Genomic DNA, 18232 nt, shown 5'->3' on the forward strand with positions numbered 1-18232 from the left:
GCCTGTCGTAGAGAGTGTGATGCTTTTATTTTATTGATTATAAATACTATTCATAAAATTCATTTGTGTCTCTGCGGGGTATTGAACGTAACGAGAACAACATGAAGCACAGTATTGACTACTACATTCATCCCCTTCATGATCAAAAGAGAATGAGATTTATTTTGATTTGACTGCAGAACGTCGAGGGCTGATGCCGGAACGCTGCGGCGCAGGAGCGAGTTATGCCACAGCGGGTAAACCCTGCAGAAAAGGGGATCGTCCTGGAATCCCTGTCGGCCGGATATGGCCAGACGCTTATCGTCGATGACATTAACCTGACGATCCCCAGCGGTAAAATGACGGTGCTTGCCGGGGCTAACGGCTCAGGCAAATCAACGCTGTTATCGACCATCGCCCGGATGCTAAAACCGCTCGGCGGATGCGTGCGTCTGGACGGAAAGGCCATCCACGACATGCCGACCAAAACGGTTTCCCGCCAGCTGGGGATCCTGCCGCAATCGCCGCTGACGCCGGAAGGGCTCACGGTGTTTGAACTGGTATCGCGCGGGCGCTACCCGTGGCAGGGGCTGATGCGCCAGTGGTCTGCAGCCGATGAACAGGCGGTGGAAGAGGCGCTGCTATTAACCGGCACCGCCGAATTCGCCCATCTGGCGGTCGATAGCCTTTCCGGCGGCCAACGTCAGCGCTGCTGGATAGCGATGGCGCTGGCCCAGCAGACGACAACCATATTACTGGATGAGCCGACCACCTGGCTCGACCTGCGCTATCAGGTCGAAATTCTTGAACTTCTGCAAAGCCTGACCCGCGAACATGGCCGCACGGTAGTGACGGTGCTTCACGACCTGAACTTTGCGGTGAACTATGCCGACCTGCTGGTATTTCTCAAAAAGGGGCGAATAGCCGGGACCATTTCAGAACAGGAAATCTGCAGCCCCGAACTGATTAAAAACGTCTTTGATGTTGATGTGCAGATGTCAATCAATCCGCAAACCGGCAAACCTTTCTTTATGCCGTTTCGCGCACCCCAGGCCGTTGCCCGATGAGCGCCCCCGTGCTGTACGCCACGCGGCGTCGTACTCGTCCGCGGTTGGCCATGCTGCTATTAACCCTGATGCTAATCGCCGGTTCGCTGATTCATCTTGGTTTAGGCGCCCGCTGGATCGCGCCGCAGACGGTCCTGCAGGCGCTGATCGAGTACGACCCGCGGAACTTCGATCACCGTATTATTGTTGATTTACGTCTGGTTCGGCTGGCAGCGGCGCTGTTGACCGGCGCGGCGCTTGGCGTTGCCGGGGTGCTGCTGCAGACGGTGATCCGCAACCCGCTTGGCGAGCCGCATATCCTTGGGCTCAACGCCGGGGCCTCGTTGGCGGTGGTCGCGACCTCGGCGCTGGGCCTCTCTGTCGGCGATTTTCCGGCAGCTCGCCCGCTAACCGCCGCCTGTGGCGCGGCGCTACTTTTCGGCGGGGTAATGGCGCTGGCCTCTGCCGGGCGCGGCGGGGCGACGCCGCTGCGCATTACGCTATGCGGCGTGGCGATCTCGGCGTTTGCCTCGGCGGTGACGGCGGCGATATTAATTCTTGACGAACAAACGCTGCTGGCGATGCGCACCTGGCTTGCCGGCGATCTGGCCGGGTTGAACTGGGCTACTCTACAGGCGGCGCTGGTGCCAGCGCTTTCTGGCATGGGACTGGCGCTGCTTCTCGCGCCACGTCTGAACGTGCTGGCGCTGGGCGATAAAGTGGCGCTGGGGTTGGGGGTGAATCTGGTGCAGACCCGGCTGCTGGGGCTGGCCGCTATTGCGTTGCTGTGCGGCGCGGCGGTGGCGGTCGCCGGACCAATAGGGTTCGTCGGGCTGGTGGTGCCACACGTGGTGCGCCGTCTGATAACGCAAGATATTCGTCTGGCGTTACCGCTGGCGGCGCCAGTAGGGGCGCTGGTGCTGGTGCTGGCGGATATCGCTGCCCGTACGATCGTCGCCCCGCAGGAACTTGCGACCGGCGCGATGACCGCGCTGGTGGGCGCGCCGCTGTTTATCTTTATTGCCGCGAGGTTTTTTAAATGAAACGCGCCGTTCATCGCGCCGGATTTCGGCCTCTGGCGATGGGTTCAACCCGCCTATTGTTACGTCCGGCGGCATTAAAAATTGCCGCCTTCATCCTGTTCATTTTGCTGACGCTGGGGCTCTACAGCCTCAGCCGCGGCAGCTTCCCGCTGCCGTCTTCGACATGGGCGCGTGCGCTGCTGGCGCCGGAGCAGATTGGCGAGCAGCAACGCTTTATCCTGTTTGACATTCGCCTGCCGCGAATTTTGATGGCGCTGCTGTGCGGCGCCATGCTTGGCCTGGCGGGGGCGGCGATGCAGAGCATTACCCGTAACGGCCTGGCGGACCCCGGCCTTATTGGCGTCAAAGAGGGAGCCTGCATTGTGGTACTGGCGCTAATTCTGTTTTTCCCGGCCGTAGGGCTCGCGTGGCGGCCGCTGGCGGGAATGCTCGGCGGCGTATTGGTGGCGCTGTTGGTGCTGGCGCTGGCGCGCGATTGTTCACGTCCGCGCTTTATTCTGATCGGCATCGGCGTGTCATGGACGCTGGCGGCGGCGGTTGGCATTTTTATGACCACCGCCGACGTACGCGATGTACAGACGGCGATGATCTGGCTCTCCGGTAGCCTGCACGCGGCGACCTGGCCGCTGCTGGCGGTGGCGTTTTGCTGGGCGCTGCCTGGCGCATTGATTCTGTTCTGCACCGCCCGCGCGGCGGATGTGGCGCTGCTGGGTGACAGTACCGCCATCGGTCTTGGCGTGCGTTTGCCGCAGCTCACGCTACTGCGTTTCTTCGCCCCCGTGCTGCTGACCTCTGCCAGCGTTTCCTGCGTTGGCAGTCTGGGTTTTGTCGGCCTGATGGCGCCGCATATGGCGCGTTTCGTCCTGCGCGGCGGTCAGGTGGCGCTACTCTGCGGCAGCGCGCTGATTGGCGCGTTGCTGGTGCTGGCAACCGATACGCTGGGGCGGCTGGCGTTTGCGCCGCTGCAGATCCCGGCGGGGATTGTTATTGCTCTGGTGGGGTGCCCATTTTTTATTGCTCTGCTTTGGCGTCGCCGTGACGCCCTGTAAATCAAAAAGGATTGTTATGCGTTGGTTCGTTTCTCTGCTGGTGCTGTGCGCGGGCGCTGCCGCGGCTGCCGATTCGCAAACCTTCACCGACGATTTAGGTCGTACGGTGACCGTACCGCTGCATCCGCAGCGTATCGTTTCGATGCACGATCTCGATATTACCATCCCGCTAATTGAGCTTGGGGTACCGCCGGTGGCCAGCCATGGCCGCACGCGCCCGGACGGCAGCCACTACCTACGTTCCAGCGCCCAGTTGACCGGCGTCGATTTCGACAATAGCGAGATCCGCTTTATTGGCACCGCCGATATTGACCTTGAAGCCGTGGCCGCGGCGAAGCCGGATCTGATTATTACCGAGCCCAGCCGCCATGTCTCGGTGGAGCAACTGGCGAAAATCGCGCCGACGGTCAGTATCGATCACCTGCAAGGCAGCGCGCCGCGGATTTACCGCAAACTGGCGCAGCTCACCGGCAGCCAGGCGCGGCTGGCGGTGCTTGAACGTCGTTATCAGGAACAAATTAAACAGCTAAAGGCCACGGTCGATCCGCAGCAGTATCGCGTGTCGGTGATTCAGGCGAATAACGGCAAGGTGACGGTACACCACTCCTATCACGCGCTGGGGCGAGTTTTGCGTGACGCCGGGTTCCGTTTCCCGCCGTTGATCGACAAGATCCCCGATGGCCAGCGGATCGACGTCAGCGCCGAGCAGCTACCGGAACTGGATGCCGATTTTGTCTTCGCGACCTGGCGTTCGGACACCGGCGGTAAGCCGCAGGATGAGCTAAAGGCCATGGAGGCGGTCATGCCCGGCTGGTGTGACTTTATGCGCGCCTGCCGCACCGGCCGCTATATTTTGTTGCCGCGCGAAGAGGTTATTTCTAATTCGTACGCCGCATTGACGCTGATGGTTGCTCAGGTGCAGTCGCACATCGTCGGGCGGCCGATTCCGGCGGGGGCGAAATGAAAGCGGGAGTGAAAAAAGAGAAGGGCAGAGTCGATCTGTTTGGCGAGCGTTTTCGCGCCCGCGCGCATCAGCTTTCGCCCCGTTTACGCGAAGTGGCAAACTACATCAATGATAATCGCGAGGTGGTACTGGAACGCACGGCGATGGAGATCGCCACCGCTACTCACACCTCCGATGCCACCGTGGTGAGGGCAATTCAGGCATTGGGTTTTGCCGGGCTACGCGAGTTAAAAGAGACCATGGCGCGCTGGTTCGGGCCGTCAGCGACCTCGTCGGAAAAGATGCGCTCGACGGTGGGGGCACTCTCCTGTGATGTCAATTCCAGCATCGATTTTGTGCTCGATGGGCATCAGCGCGCCTGTGAGGTGCTATCGCGTGCGGATAATCGCGCGGCGGTAGCCCAGGCGGTGGCGCTGCTGGGCGATGCGCGTCAGGTGGCGATATTTGGCATCGGGGCGTCGGGGATCCTCGCCGAGTACACCGCGCGTCTGTTTAATCGTATTGGCTTACCTGCCTGTACCCTCAACCGTACCGGCTTCAGTCTTGCTGAGCAGTTGATTAGCCTGCAGCGCGGCGACGTGCTGATTATGATGGGGCAAAAATCACCGCACCGGGAGGGCATGACCACGTTGCGCGAGGCGCAGCGGCTGGGGATCCCGACGATATTACTCACCCAGGCGCTGGATTCGCGCTTCAGTCAACTGGCACAGGTGGTGATTGATGTTCCGCGCGGCGGCGATAACGGGCGAGTGCCGCTGCACGGTACGGTGCTGATTTGCCTTGAAATGATCGTGCTGTCCGTTGCCTCGACTACGCCGCAAAAGACGGTCAAATCAATGAAGCGAATCAATGAATTGCATCGAGCCATTGGCAAATCAGGTGGTCAACGCGGTTGAACAAAAGATAATTCGCTATCCCGATGCTTTCCGGTTGCATGCTATGCTAAGTATGTGTATTTTTATGCAAAATAAATGCATAAAAAGGACATCTCATGGTCAAGAATTTGCTCAAAGCGTGTTTCATGATGGCCGCGCTGGCGGCAGCCGGACAGGCGGCTGCGGAAACCTATACAGTCGGTTCTGGCGGCACCTACCGTCCCTTTGAATTCGAAAATAGCCAAAAGCAGCTGGAAGGCTTTGATATCGATATCATTAAAGCGATCGCCAGGGCCGAAGGTTTTGACGTCAAATTGGTCAACACCCCCTGGGAGGGCATTTTCGCCACTCTGGGTACCGGCGATCGCGATATTATCATCTCGGGTATTACCATCACCGATAAACGCAAACAGATGGTGGATTTCTCCGCGCCGTACTTCCCGGCCGAGCAGTCGATTGTGGTGCCGCAAGGTTCAAAAGTGAACTCGCTGGCGGCGTTAAAAAACGAAAAAGTCGGCGTGGTGAACTCCAGCACTGGCGATATTGTGGTTTCGCAGGAACTGGGTAAAAACAGCACCTCCATTAAGCGCTTCGACAATACGCCACTCATGCTGCAGGAGCTGTTTGAAGACGGCGTCAGCGCTGCGGTAGGCGACGTTGGGGTGGTTAAATACTACATCAAGCAGCACCCGGAAAAGCAGTTCAAGCTGGTGCCTGACGCTAAATTTGAGCGCCAGTATTTCGGCATCGCCGTCGCTAAAGGTAACAGTGAACTGCTGGGCAAAATCAACGCCGGTTTGCAGAAAATCGTTGCCGACGGCACCTACGCCAAAATCTATAAAACCTGGTTCGATGACAACGTGCCGACGCTGCCTGCGCAATAACACCAATTTTCAGTGACCGCGGCTGTCGCTCAGGCGATGGCCGTATTTTTTAGGGAAGGACTATGACGGGATTCCGTTGGGAGATCATCGAGGAGTACGGCCCGCTGTTTATGGACGGCGCCTTGATGACGATTAAATGTACCATTATCTGCGTGATCCTCGGGACGTTGTGGGGGTTAACGCTTGGACTGGGGCGGATGGCGAAGGCCGAGCACGGGCCATGGAAATATATTCTGCGTTATCTGGTGCAGTTTCCGGTGCGCTTCTACGTCAGCGCCTTCCGCGGTACGCCGCTGTTTGTGCAGATTATGGTGGTCCACTTTGCGCTGGTGCCGCTGTTTATTAACCCGCGCGACGGCCTGCTGGTCACCAGCGGGATAATGAGCGCCGATTTCGCCCGCGAACTGCGTTCTAACTACGGCGCGTTCCTCTCCTGTATCGTGGCGATTACCCTTAACGCCGGGGCCTACGTGTCGGAGATTTTCCGCGCCGGGATCCAGTCTATCGATAAAGGGCAGATGGAAGCTTCGCGCGCGCTGGGTATGCCGTGGTGGAAAACCATGCGTAAAGTGATCCTGCCGCAGGCATTTCGCCGCATTCTGCCGCCGCTTGGCAACAACGCTATCGCTATTGTTAAAGACTCATCGCTGGCCTCGGCGATCGGGCTTGCCGATCTGGCCTACGCGGCGCGAACCGTCTCCGGCGCGTACGCCACCTACTGGGAGCCCTACCTGACGATCTCGCTGGTCTATTGGGTGATTACCTTCCTGCTGGCGCAGCTGGTTAACCGTCTGGAAAAGAGGTTTGGCAAAAGTGATTCACATTAATAATTTACATAAGCGCTTTGGCGATAGCCACGTGCTGCGCGGCATCAGTTGCGATATTAAACCGCAGGAAGTGGTGTGCATTATCGGGCCCTCCGGCTCGGGCAAAAGCACCTTTTTGCGCTGTATGAATGCGCTGGAAACCGTGAGCGAAGGCGAAGTGGTGGTCAACGGCTTTGCCGCCCATGACCGGACGACCGACCTCAACAAGATGCGTGAAAGCGTTGGCATGGTGTTCCAGCGCTTTAACCTGTTTCCGCATATGACGGTGCTGGAAAACCTGCTGATGGCGCCGATGAATTTGCGCAACATGCCGCGCCAGCAGGCGGTCGACCTGGCGGATGCCTTGCTGGCGAAGGTGGGCCTCAGCGATAAGCGCGATGCCTGGCCTTCCAGCCTCTCCGGCGGTCAGCAGCAGCGGGTAGCGATTGCCCGCGCGCTGGCAATGAAGCCGTCGATCATGCTGTTTGATGAGCCCACGTCAGCGCTGGATCCGGAACTGGTAGGGGATGTGCTGGAAGTGATGAAAAATCTCGCCAGCGAAGGGATGACGATGGTGATCGTGACCCACGAAATGGGCTTTGCCCGCGAAGTGGCCGACCGGGTGATTTTCATCGATCAGGGGGTGATTCAGGAAGAGGGTAAACCGGCGCAGATCTTTAGCGCGCCGACCAATCCGCGCACCGCCGCCTTCCTCAGTAAGGTGCTGTAGCCAAAAGCAAAACGGGCAGGTGGATCCCCGCCTGCCCGTTATCAACAACCTCCGCTATTGCGCGGTCTCGGTAGCCTCTTCCATGTCCTCTTCCTGCTCATTGGCGAGCAGCGTTTTTTCGTTCTTGCTAAGACACTGGATCAGCAGGAATAGCACGCCGCTGGCGAACAGGGTGATGATCAAGCCGTCATACCCGGAGACGCCGATCAGCATGCCGCTGACTATCGGCCCGGCCACGCTACCCGCTGACCAGAAAAAGCCAAACAGGGCGTTAATCATGATTAACTTTTGCCCGCTAAAGGTTTTACCCGCCCGCACCAGCGACAGGGTGTAAAGCGCGCCCGCCGCGGCACCGAGCAGCAGGCAGATAGCCATCAGCTGTACGCGCGAGGCGAGCATAAACGGCAGCGCCAGTAGCGACAGGCTAAAGACAACCGCGCAGATAAGATGCACGCGACGGATGCCGAAGCGGTCGGCAACCCAGCCCAGCGGCGCCTGGAACATAGCGTCGCCGGTGAGGACGACGGTGACCAGCAGTACCGCCATCGTTTCATTCAAACCTTTATCGATGCCGTACAGCGGCAGTAGCGCGAGAATACTGGCGTCGAAGAAGGCAAAGCAGAATACCCCAGAGGCCAGCACCGGTAGAAACGCCCCCAGGCTGCGCCAGCTGGCGCGCTCGGCAAGGCTTTCGCGACTGCCGCGCGGCAGATGACGCAGCATTAGCAGGCAAACGGCGGTAATGGCGACAATGGCCATCAGCGCCGCGTGTTGCCAGGCGGGGCCGACGGAGATAAGCAGCGGGCCGGCGAGCTGGCAGCCGGTAAAGGCCGAGGCATAGATGCCGGTGAGAGTAGCGCGATTACTGCCCGCCGCGCCGCCGGTTATCCAGCTTTCCCCCAATACGATAATGACGCCGGAGGCGAGTCCGGTTAGCAGACGCGGCACCAGCAACAGCGTCATGTCGGTGGTCATGCAGGAGGCGATGGTCGCCAACGCCAGCAGGATCAGGCTAACGCTGAGCAACGCGCCCATTTCAAAACGACGGCACAGCGCGGGAGAAAGAAAAGAAGAGAGCATCATTCCAGCGGGCGGCAGCGCGGCCAGCAGGCCGACATAAAGCGGAGCAACTTGCTGCTGCGCCAGCTCAAGGCTGATTAATGGCACCGTATAGCCGGTGATAAATCCCACAAGTGAAGCGGCCATGATCATCGCCAGCGTGGGGGCCAGGCGATTCTGGTCTGGGTTAAACATTGTATTCCCGATAACGGAAGGTTGCAGGTGGATAATCCGGCAAGACGCCGACCAGTCTGCATGATAATTAATCAGCTGACGGAAGTCACCGCTGAAATAGCTACTATTTTTGATATCGATAAAACGATCCGCTGGTGAATAGACAAAAATCATCATCGCTGAAGTTGTCAGCCGCGGGGGCGAAAGGATATAACGAAGGGTGCCGCCTGGAAGCAGCAGGACGGGGACCACTCATTCAGTAATGGAAGGAACAGGACATGGCGGTATCGTCTTCACTGATTGCCGAAGCTATCGGCTGGCGTCGCGATTTTCATGCTCATCCGGAGCTCGGGTACCAGGAGCAGGAGACCTCGAGTCGGGTTGCTGGGCTACTGGCTTCGTTCGGCCTGCAGGTACATGTCGGGCTGGCAGGTACCGGGGTCGTCGCGACGCTTGAGAACGGCCCGGGGCCGGTGATTGGCCTGCGTGCCGATATGGATGCGCTACCTATCGCTGAACAGGGGGCGGTGGAATATCGTTCGCGTCGTGCTGGCGTGATGCATGCCTGCGGTCATGACGGCCACACCGCCATGCTGTTGGCTGCCGCCGCGCACCTTGCCCAGACCCGCAACTTTGGCGGCACCGTGCATTTTGTCTTTCAGCCCGCGGAGGAGAACCTCGGCGGCGCGCGCAAAATGGTGGAAGAGGGGTTGTTCGAGCGCTTCCCGATGGACGCCATTTACGCGTTGCACAACTGGCCAGGCTTACCGCTGGGGCATGTGGCGGTGAATCCCGGGGCAATGATGGCCTCGCTTGACGCCTTCGAGATAACGCTCACCGGTAAAAGCTGCCATGCGGCGATGCCGGAAAGCGGCGCCGACCCTATCGTCGCCGCCGCCCAGCTGATTATGGCGTTGCAGACGATTCCGTCGCGCCGCCTGTCGCCGCAGGATTCCGCGGTGGTCAGCATTACCCAGGTCAACGGCGGCGAGGCGATCAACGTGCTGCCGGACCGCGTGGTGTTGCGCGGGACTTTTCGCTGCCTGAGCAATACGGTGCGCGAGCGGGTAAAAAACCTGATTGAGCAATACGTGCATACGCAGCCGCAGGTTTCCGACGTTGACGGTCAGATTGCGTGGTATCCGGGCTATCCGGTGACCAAAAATGATGCGCAACAGGCGCTGAAGGTGCGCGAGGTGGCGCAGGCCGAGCTCGGCGAAGCCGCGGTGCGCTGGCAGATCAATCCTTCCATGGCGTCGGAGGATTTTGCCTGCATGCTGGAAGTGTGTCCCGGCGCCTATTTCTGGATAGGCACAGACGGCGACACGCCCTCCAGGCCGCTACACAATGCCAGCTACGATTTTAACGACGATCTACTGGCGCCCGGCGTGGCGCTGTGGACGGCGCTGGTGGAATCACTGCTGCCTGCCGGGCAGGGCTAAGTTTTCGTGTGCCGCGGAAAGCGCGGGTGAACGGTCTCCGGGGGCCAACAAAGAAATGATAAATAAAATATTGGTCAGTGCCTGCCTGATGGGCCTTAAAGTCCGTTATAACGGAAAAGAGAAAGCGCAGATGACCCATCAACTTGCTCGCTGGCAACGGGAGCAGCGCCTGGTAATCCACTGCCCTGAGCTGGCTGCCGGGCTACCTGTTCCGCGACCACCTGCCGAGATCGTGTCGGCTGATGGGAGAGACGTAATGAGTGGACAAGCCAGAATAATTGAGAATACGGGAAGGGATGTTACGCCGCATTATCAACTGGCAGCCTGGCTGGCTCTGCGAGCAGCACAAGAAGCAGGTTGTACCGCCGCATTGTTAACTGATGGTAGTCCTACGTGCGGCAGTCAGTTTATCTATAACGGTTCTTTCAGTAATCAGCGTAAATCGGGTATGGGAGTGGCGGCGTCACTGCTCAGTGAGCATGGCATCACGGTATTTTCAGAAGCTCAGTTTGCGGAGCTTGTGAGCTGGATAGAAGAACGGGAATGAGCGGTTCCCCAGGGTTAACGTCGAACTGTATGAGGTTCACACCTCGACATAGCCGACGTTAAAGCTTTATGAAACTCTTGCAGTTTAAAAGTACTGGGGGGAGTTTCACTCAGCTAAATAACCACCATCGATGGGATAAACGCCGCCGGTGCAGAACGCCGCATTTTCTGACAGCAAAAACAGTATGAAGTCTGCTATTTCTTGCATTTTTGCCATCCTCTTCATTGGGTGGCTATTGGCGAAACTACGTACGATATTGTCAGGGAATTCACTCATTCGTGGCGTTTGGACGTAGCCCGGAGCGACGGCATTGATTCGAATGCCTTGCGTTGCAAACTCTAATGCTGCGGTTTGGGTCAAACCGATGATACCGTGTTTAGCCACGGTGTAGGGCGCTAATCCTGGAATGCCAACCAGACCATTGACTGCAGATAAATTAACGATAGAGCCGCCAAACTTCATCATTGCAGGTATTTCGTATTTTAGGCAGTAAAAAACGCCGCTCAATGAAGTGGCAATAACTTTATCCCAGTTTTCAACCGTCTGTTCTGTTATATTTTTACCATGCTCACCTGTTATGCCCGCATTATTTACAGCATAATCAAGTCTGCCGAAATGTTTGATCACTTGAGCAATCATTTTCTCTACTTGTTCAGGTTGCGACACATCGCATCCGATCCCCAGCGCTTGTTGCCCCTGTGAAGATAATTGTTTCGCTTTTTGGATGGCCTGCTCTGGCGAGCGGGAGACAATAACGACCTTAGCACCATGTTGGTGTAATTGCTCTGCGACTGCCTCACCTATCCCTGTGGTGCTTCCTGTGATGACAGCAACTTTATTCTGCAAATTCATCTTTCCCCCTATGATGTAGAATTGAGTTTTTCATCTGAGGGAGTATACAAAATAGCTGTGACAGTTTTTGTCAGTACTCTTTCTCCTCGGCGATCCCTTCTTTTATTCTCCATTTTTTCAATAAAGCCATCCGGCTTTCCCTGTATATAGAGTCCAGTTGTGCCATCTCTGCAATTTTGTCAGTTCTAAAATGACGAAAATCATTTCTCATCTCACACCATGCGACCAAAAGCCAACATGACTGCATATATGCCAATCCGATGGGCCATATAACACGAGAAGAGTAAGCGCCTTTCTTGTCACAATATTTTATTTGGACTCTCTTTTGCTTTTTAATAGCATCGCGAATGTCTTTGAAAAAGACCTCATTACTTTCTGAAGGGCCGATCAAATAGGATTGGCTTTCGATAAGGCTTTTTAATTCGTCGGGAATGACGGCGTGTATTTTAGCAAGCGCATTCCTTGCTGTATTTTTGAAATCATCATCTGTGTTATGAGATACCCAATTTAGCCCAAGGGTAATAGCATTGATTTCTTCATGAGAAAAATTTAAGGGTGGCAAATGAAAGTCAGACTTAACGATATAACCCATTCCTGCCCCACCTTCAATGCGCACCCCTTGATGCTGCAGCGTTTTTATATCCCTGTAAAGTGAGCGTACGCTTATCCCTAATCTTTCTGAGAGCGTGGATGCCGTGATGGGATATCTTTGCGCCCTTAATATCTGTAGTAACTCGAGAAGCCTCTCTGTTCTGGTCATTTGATAAGTCCATCCTGATACAGCGAAAAAATCTTAAACCTAAAGTTTCCCGTTCATGCGCAGCGCATCAACAACGAGTGAGAAGGCTGGGGAAGGCTGTTTGCGGCTGGGATAATAAAGATAGTAGCCCGGAAAAGGATGACACCAGGACTCAAGCACGCGTACGAGACGACCTTCTCTGATGTGTGGGCCGAATTCCTCTTCAGGTAAAAAGGCGATGCCTAACCCTGCCAGGGCGGCGTCGACAACATGATCCGACGTGTTAAACGTCAACTGTCCATTAACCCGGACCTTCAACTCTCCTCCCTCGCGATCGAATTCCCAGACATAAATCCCGCCGGAGCGAACCATGCGCATATTAATACACTGATGCTGCGTCAGATCATGAGGCGTTTTCGGCACCGGGTATCGTGCGAAATAATCTGGCGAAGCGGCTGCTGCCATGCGCAGTTTCGGGCCGATTGGCATCGCTATCATATCTTTATCAATCGTATCGCCAAGTCGCACGCCCGCATCAAACCGATCCGCCACGATGTCCCGGAATCCGTGATTAGCATCGAACTCAATATGAATATCCGGATATTCGCGGAGCAGCGGCGCCAGCTTGGGTAGCAGGGTCGTTTTCAGCACGTTCGGCCCGCAGGTGATGCGGACGATTCCTGCAGGCTTGTCCCGCAGTTCAGTCAGCATGTCCAGCTCAGCCTCTATCTCATCAATACGATGGCCCACCGATTGCAACAGGCGTTCCCCGGCCGCCGTCGGGGACACACTGCGGGTGGTCCGCGTCAGCAGGCGGATTTGCATTCGCTCTTCCAGCCCGGAAATCGCCTGGCTCAGCGCAGGCTGGGTCACGCCAAGCTGCGCGGCGGCACGCGTGAAGCTGCCTTCCCGCGCCACGGTGACGAAAGAGAGTAAATCGTTGAGGTTGCGTCTTGCCATATTGGTTTCCGGGCTATTTATAAATTTTACTTATAAAGCTATTAAGCATTCATTAGCTAGTTTCACCGCTGCCTATTGGTAACAATAATGCGATGAAAAAGTCAACGCTAAACGAGATGGAAAATGCACACCGTAAAACGACACCGCTGATGCTCCTCTCTGCCGGGCTCAGGGCTGCGGATTGAGCCGTCGCGCCTTCCATATCCATCGTTCTCTTTAACTCACGCGCTTATCCCCCACGTCGCCGTTTCAGAAGGGGAAGGGCATCGCATTATCAACAGAAAAGAAAGGCTAAATGCGTAATCAGAAAACTGAAACCAAAAACCAGAACGGAGCAAGTGAAAAACAACAGGCGCACTGGGGCGGCGTGTTTGCTATGACGCTGTGCGTCTTCGCCCTGATCGCCTCCGAGTTTATGCCGGTCAGCCTTCTGACATCGATGGCGCAGTCCCTAAACGTCACCGAAGGCATGGCCGGGCAGGGGATCGCTATTTCCGGCGCGTTTGCGGTGGTGACCAGCCTGTTTATTTCCCGACTGGCAGGCACGCTTAACCGGAAAAACCTGCTGCTTGGCCTGACGTGCATCATGGCACTTTCGGGGGGCGTCATTGCGATGGCACCTAATTACCTGACCTATATGACCGGCCGGGCCCTGATTGGCATCGTGGTCGGCGGGTTCTGGTCGATGTCGGCGGCGACAGCGATGCGTCTGGTGCCGGTGCACCGTGTTCCGCTGGCCCTGGCCATTTTTAACAGCGGCAATGCGCTGGCAACCGTTGTGGCCGCGCCTCTGGGCAGCTGGCTGGGTTCCGTCATCGGCTGGCGGGGAGCCTTTTTCTGCCTGTTACCCGTCGCCATCGTCGCGTTTATCTGGCAACTACTCAGCCTGCCCTCGATGCCGGTTACCCGCCAGCCAGCGGGGGCCGGCAACGTCTTCATACTGTTACGCCGTCGGGTGGTCATGCTGGGCATGCTGGGGGTGGGGATCTTCTTTATGGGGCAGTTCACGCTCTTTACCTATATCCGGCCTTTCCTTGAGACGGTCACGAAGGTGGACGCCTCAGCGGTGACTCTCATCCTGCTGGTCATCGGGAGCGCGGGTTTCATCGGCACCACGCTGATTGGCCGGGTACTGAAGCGCGGATTCTACCCGACGCTAATGGCTATTCCTGTGCTGATGGCGATCGTCGCGCTGACCCTGATCGCGTTTGGCAGCCAGGCGGCCATCGTGACGGCCTTGCTCGGGCTGTGGGGGTTTATTTCAACCGCCGCGCCCGTGGGATGGTGGGCATGGGTTCCACGCACGTTCCCGCAGAATGCCGAAGCGGGCGGCGGGCTGATGGTGGCGATGGTGCAATTGTCCATTGCGCTGGGATCCACCGTGGGGGGCGTGCTGTTCGACCATCATGGCTACCAGAGCACCTTTCTGGCTAGCGCCGCGATGTTGATTATCGCAACCGTACTGATTTTCCTGACCTCACGTGCAGACGCGTCTGCCGAGGGTCTTTCATCACACTCGTCCTGACAAGGAAACTATCATGAATAAATTTGCGTTAGCCCTGGGAATGTTCATTAGCGCATTTGCCGCCTCGGCGGCGGATATGTCCAGAGGCGCTGATAACTTTTATAAAAGCGAAAAAGTGACGCAGCAGAAAGTCACCTTTAAAAATCAGTATCAAATGAACGTGGTCGGCAATCTGTTTATCCCGAAAACGATAAATCAGAAGGCCAAAAACCCGGCGATCGTCGTTGGTCATCCAATGGGCGCGGTCAAGGAACAAAGTGCAAACCTGTATGCGCAGAAGCTGGCGGAGCAGGGGTTTGTTACGCTGGCGATCGATCTCTCGTTCTGGGGGGAAAGCGAAGGCAAGCCGGGGCACCTGATTTCACCAGAAATCTACGCGGATGATTTCAGCGCGGCGGTGGATTACCTCAGTACACAATCGTTTATTGATCCAGAAAATATCGGCGTGCTGGGCATCTGCGGCAGCGGAAGTTTTGTCATCAGCGCCGCGAAAATTGACCCGCGTATGAAAGCTATCGCCACCGTCAGCATGTATGACATGGGCTCCGCGTTCCGTAACGGCCTTAACCACTCCCAAACGCTGGAACAGCGTAAGGCCTTTATCCAGTCGGCCATTGAGCAGCGGTTTGCCGAGTTCAAAGGAGGAGAGAAAGCATACATTCCGGGCACGGTGAATAAGCTGGACGCTTCCACGCCGGAAATTCAGCGCGAGTTCTTTGATTTCTACCGTACCGAACGCGGCGGTTATACCCCGCAGGGCGAGAAAGAGGAACTGACGACAAAACCGATGCTGAGCAGTATCGGTAAGTTTATGAACTTCTACCCGTTCAATGATATTGAAACCATTTCGCCGCGTCCGATGCTCTTTATTACCGGTGACCAGGCCCATTCAAAAGAGTTCAGCGAGGACGCCTTTAAGCGCGCCGGTCAGCCTAAAGAGCTGTATGTCGTTCCGGGGGCTGGGCACGTCGATCTGTATGACCGCACGGACGTGATCCCCTTCGACAAGCTGACGGACTTTTTCCGCAAGAATCTCAAATAACGCGTGGTAATGGGTTGTATCAACAGCTACCGGCCTTCGGGTCGGTAGTGGGGCGTAATTTGATCAAAAGGACAAAATGCTGCCGCATCACTGAGAGTTGAAATGTCTGTGTAGTGCCAAAGGCGGACGCTGCAATATATTCCGCTTTCGGCATGAATCGGACTGAGGTAACGTAGCGGAAATATTTTTCTGGACTCAATCACGATGCCTTCCATCGAAACGTTTATAACTTTCCTTCTCGCGCTGACGCTGCTGGAGATTTCTCCTGGGCCAGACATGATGCTGACTATCGCCAGAGGTGTCGGTCAGGGAAGACGTATTGCGCTGCTTACGGTCCTGGGCAATGTATTTGTAGCAGGTTTTGTGCAAGTTTCTTTTCTTGTCCTCGGGCTGGTAACCGTTGTTCATGCCTGGCCGGTTGCGCTGGATCTGTTACGGTGGATCGGTGCGGCTTATCTGATGTGGCTGGGCATAAAAATGATTGCGACTTCAGGTACTGATACGCGGCTGCGAAAAACGGCAAAAATTTCTGACTGGAATGCCGTTAAGGAAGGCGCTCTGAACAGCCTGACTAACCCAAAATCCCTGCTGTTCATGTTTGCTTTTCTTCCTCAATTTGTTGATCCCGCAGCGGGTCCAGTTTGGCTGCAATTGCTTGTCCTTGGCAGTATCCAAAAGCTGGCAGGAATCGTGTCTCTGGGGTCAGTCGCGATGGCATCAGGCACATTTGGTAACTGGCTAGGTAAACACCCAGGCGTTATCAAATGGCAGGAACGATTTACAGGTGTTGTCATGATTGGCCTGGGTATCCGCATGTTGTTTAGCGGGTCCGGCATAGTATCAAAATCTATCCGTTAGGTTATACAGAACCGGTAAATCCTGTGTCCGCTTCTCGCTCAGACAGGATTTTAAATTCAGTTGGTTGGTTCGCTTTGTACCAGGAGCGGACAATTTAGTTCTGGAGCATCATTTTTATTGATCGATTGCCGTTAGTGATGTGTACAAATGATTTATTGTGGGAAGAAGACATTGTTGATTTTATGTTAATGCTATAGGCTGGCTGCAATTTATACTAATAAACCAGACTATGTAACCTGACTATTCAAGGGGATATAATGATTTTGCAGCAGGCACCTCAGCTAGAGACTGAGCGCTTAATTCTAAAACATTTCACGTTAGAGGATTTTTCTGCTCTTCAGGCATGCTGGGCTGATCCAGAAATGGTTAAGATAAATGGCGGAGAAGTTCCCACGGCAGAAGCAGTATGGGCTCGTTTGTTACGTTACATAGGTCACTGGCAAGCTTTAGGTTATGGATACTGGGCTGTTTTTGAAAAAGCAACCCATCTTTATATTGGCGCGTTTGGGTTTCAGGATGCGCATCGCAATATTGAGCCAACATTAAAATATCCAGAAGCGGGATGGACAATCATCGCTGAAATGCGCGGCAAGGGTTACGCCAATGAAGCATTGGCAGCGATTTTAGGTTGGGCAGACCAGACATTTACCTCCCCGGTATGCTGTATTATTGCGCAAGAAAACCAACGTTCAAATTATTTAGCTGAGCGATTTGGTTTTCAATACCAGAGCCATGTTACATACCGTAATAAAAATGTACGCCTGTTAATCCGTCCGAAATTCGCTATTCAGTCTTAATAAACATTTGCTCGTCAGCGCTATGCCAAAAGTGGAAATTGGCTGAGTAGAAAGCAGCCGTTATGTTTTCATTAACGCTGGTTACGTTAGAATAGCCTCGATAAAAACGAGAGAACTGGAGTAAAAATGTTTGCTGATTTTGGTATCGTGAATTTCTGGACGTATCTGCTTGGTGCGACACTGATAGTGCTTGCTCCTGGCCCTGAGACCATGTTCGTGATCAAAACAAGCATTACGAGCGGCGTCAAACAAGGCTTTGCTGCAATATTTTCCATTCTGATGAGTGACGTACTTCTGGTTCTGCTGGCATGGTGTGGGCTGGCCGCAGTCATAAGCTCAACTCCAGCCTTATTTAACGCCATCAAATACGCAGGTGCTGCCTATCTTTTCTATCTCGGTGTCCAGACGATACGCGCTATCTTTAAGCCCACTGTCGAAACGAGTGAGGAAAAGAAATCTTCAGCTGATGCTAAGGGGATTATCGGGCGTGGAATGCTGGTTACGCTACTGAATCCAAAGACACTGCTGTTCTATATCTCTTTCTTCGCCCAGTTCATCAATGTTCAGGCTGAACATTCCTGGATGGCGTTTATCATTCTTGCTGCGGTAATGTTCGCGATTACTCTTGTCTATTTCGGTTTCCTTGTTTTCTGCGGCTCTTATCTGCTAAGCCGTTTGAAAGGCAACCGTAGATTATCAACCATTGGAAACGCGCTGGTGGGTATGTTCTTCATCGGATTTGCCGCACGACTCGCAAGCGCAACTTCCTAACTAGACAGCTAAACCGCCTCACCGCGGTTTTTTTACGTTCCTACGCTGGATGGGCCGACCGCTGTTTGCTCACAGCAAACCTCGCAATGC

General features: G+C 55.3%; 18 protein-coding genes and 1 pseudogene. 15 read left to right on the top strand and 4 right to left on the bottom strand.

Going from position 1 to position 18232, the window contains the following annotated elements; translation table 11 throughout:
- Positions 1-224 precede the first annotated feature (224 nt).
- The 8 genes and pseudogenes from ABLU80_RS02430 (at position 225) to ABLU80_RS02465 (ending at position 7376) form a co-directional block, all read left to right on the top strand.
- Positions 225-1046 (top strand): ABC transporter ATP-binding protein, encoded by an 822-nt coding sequence (locus ABLU80_RS02430; RefSeq protein WP_015705152.1) that lies wholly within the window; start codon positions 225-227, stop codon positions 1044-1046.
- Positions 1043-2068 (top strand): iron ABC transporter permease, encoded by a 1026-nt coding sequence (locus ABLU80_RS02435; protein ID WP_348849661.1) that lies wholly within the window; start codon positions 1043-1045, stop codon positions 2066-2068. The genes ABLU80_RS02430 and ABLU80_RS02435 overlap by 4 nt, the downstream gene beginning before the upstream one ends.
- A complete protein-coding gene (locus ABLU80_RS02440) occupies positions 2065-3117 on the top strand; it encodes an iron ABC transporter permease (RefSeq protein ID WP_045366961.1) in 1053 nt (350 codons plus the stop codon). The genes ABLU80_RS02435 and ABLU80_RS02440 overlap by 4 nt, the downstream gene beginning before the upstream one ends.
- 11 nt (positions 3118-3128) lie before the next feature.
- A pseudogene (locus ABLU80_RS02445) lies at positions 3129-4081 on the top strand (iron-siderophore ABC transporter substrate-binding protein).
- Positions 4078-4977, top strand: coding sequence for a MurR/RpiR family transcriptional regulator (locus ABLU80_RS02450; RefSeq protein WP_015705156.1), 900 nt, complete (start codon positions 4078-4080; stop codon positions 4975-4977). The pseudogene ABLU80_RS02445 and the gene ABLU80_RS02450 overlap by 4 nt, the downstream one beginning before the upstream one ends.
- A gap of 95 nt (positions 4978-5072) precedes the next feature.
- Complete coding sequence (locus ABLU80_RS02455) at positions 5073-5840, top strand: basic amino acid ABC transporter substrate-binding protein (RefSeq protein ID WP_015366984.1); 768 nt, start codon at positions 5073-5075, stop codon at positions 5838-5840.
- A gap of 62 nt (positions 5841-5902) precedes the next feature.
- On the top strand, positions 5903-6667 hold the full coding sequence (locus tag ABLU80_RS02460) for an amino acid ABC transporter permease (protein ID WP_020079062.1): 765 nt from the start codon (positions 5903-5905) through the stop codon (positions 6665-6667).
- On the top strand, positions 6654-7376 hold the full coding sequence (locus tag ABLU80_RS02465; protein WP_032715551.1) for an amino acid ABC transporter ATP-binding protein: 723 nt from the start codon (positions 6654-6656) through the stop codon (positions 7374-7376). Before ABLU80_RS02460 ends, ABLU80_RS02465 begins: the two co-directional genes overlap by 14 nt.
- Before the next feature lie 54 nt (positions 7377-7430).
- Here ABLU80_RS02465 and ABLU80_RS02470 read toward each other — a convergent pair whose 3' ends face one another.
- Positions 7431-8630, bottom strand: coding sequence for an MFS transporter (locus ABLU80_RS02470; RefSeq protein WP_026612337.1), 1200 nt, complete (start codon positions 8628-8630; stop codon positions 7431-7433).
- A 257-nt stretch (positions 8631-8887) separates the two neighbouring features.
- Here ABLU80_RS02470 and ABLU80_RS02475 point away from each other — a divergent pair, with 257 nt between their 5' ends.
- On the top strand, positions 8888-10051 hold the full coding sequence (locus ABLU80_RS02475; RefSeq protein ID WP_348849662.1) for a M20 aminoacylase family protein: 1164 nt from the start codon (positions 8888-8890) through the stop codon (positions 10049-10051).
- Positions 10052-10106: 55 nt separating this feature from the next.
- Entirely contained in the window at positions 10107-10598 is a 492-nt protein-coding gene (locus tag ABLU80_RS02480; protein ID WP_032707834.1) for a DUF523 domain-containing protein, read from the top strand.
- Between the two features lie 105 nt (positions 10599-10703).
- On the opposite strand, the gene ABLU80_RS02485 is transcribed toward ABLU80_RS02480, so the two are convergent.
- From ABLU80_RS02485 to ABLU80_RS02495, 3 genes are all read right to left on the bottom strand, one after another.
- On the bottom strand, positions 10704-11450 hold the full coding sequence (locus ABLU80_RS02485; protein ID WP_045366967.1) for an SDR family NAD(P)-dependent oxidoreductase: 747 nt from the start codon (positions 11448-11450) through the stop codon (positions 10704-10706).
- 70 nt (positions 11451-11520) lie between these two features.
- On the bottom strand, positions 11521-12210 hold the full coding sequence (locus tag ABLU80_RS02490; RefSeq protein ID WP_047058175.1) for a YafY family protein: 690 nt from the start codon (positions 12208-12210) through the stop codon (positions 11521-11523).
- Positions 12211-12249: 39 nt separating this feature from the next.
- Positions 12250-13149, bottom strand: coding sequence for a LysR family transcriptional regulator (locus tag ABLU80_RS02495; RefSeq protein WP_047040954.1), 900 nt, complete (start codon positions 13147-13149; stop codon positions 12250-12252).
- 295 nt (positions 13150-13444) lie between these two features.
- Here ABLU80_RS02495 and ABLU80_RS02500 point away from each other — a divergent pair, with 295 nt between their 5' ends.
- From ABLU80_RS02500 to leuE, 5 genes are all read left to right on the top strand, one after another.
- Positions 13445-14674, top strand: a complete 1230-nt coding sequence (locus ABLU80_RS02500) for an MFS transporter (protein ID WP_045366972.1) — start codon at positions 13445-13447, stop codon at positions 14672-14674.
- 13 nt (positions 14675-14687) lie between these two features.
- Positions 14688-15716 (top strand): alpha/beta hydrolase, encoded by a 1029-nt coding sequence (locus ABLU80_RS02505; RefSeq protein ID WP_045366974.1) that lies wholly within the window; start codon positions 14688-14690, stop codon positions 15714-15716.
- A 204-nt stretch (positions 15717-15920) separates the two neighbouring features.
- Positions 15921-16574, top strand: coding sequence for a LysE family translocator (locus tag ABLU80_RS02510; protein WP_015705166.1), 654 nt, complete (start codon positions 15921-15923; stop codon positions 16572-16574).
- 257 nt (positions 16575-16831) lie between these two features.
- Positions 16832-17371, top strand: a complete 540-nt coding sequence (locus ABLU80_RS02515; protein WP_086630971.1) for a GNAT family N-acetyltransferase — start codon at positions 16832-16834, stop codon at positions 17369-17371.
- A 126-nt stretch (positions 17372-17497) separates the two neighbouring features.
- On the top strand, positions 17498-18142 hold the full coding sequence (gene leuE / locus ABLU80_RS02520) for a leucine efflux protein LeuE (RefSeq protein ID WP_015366971.1): 645 nt from the start codon (positions 17498-17500) through the stop codon (positions 18140-18142).
- Positions 18143-18232: the final 90 nt, after the last annotated feature.

It is taken from the genome of Klebsiella sp. CN_Kp104, from assembly GCF_040064515.1.
Lineage (GTDB): Bacteria > Pseudomonadota > Gammaproteobacteria > Enterobacterales > Enterobacteriaceae > Klebsiella > Klebsiella aerogenes.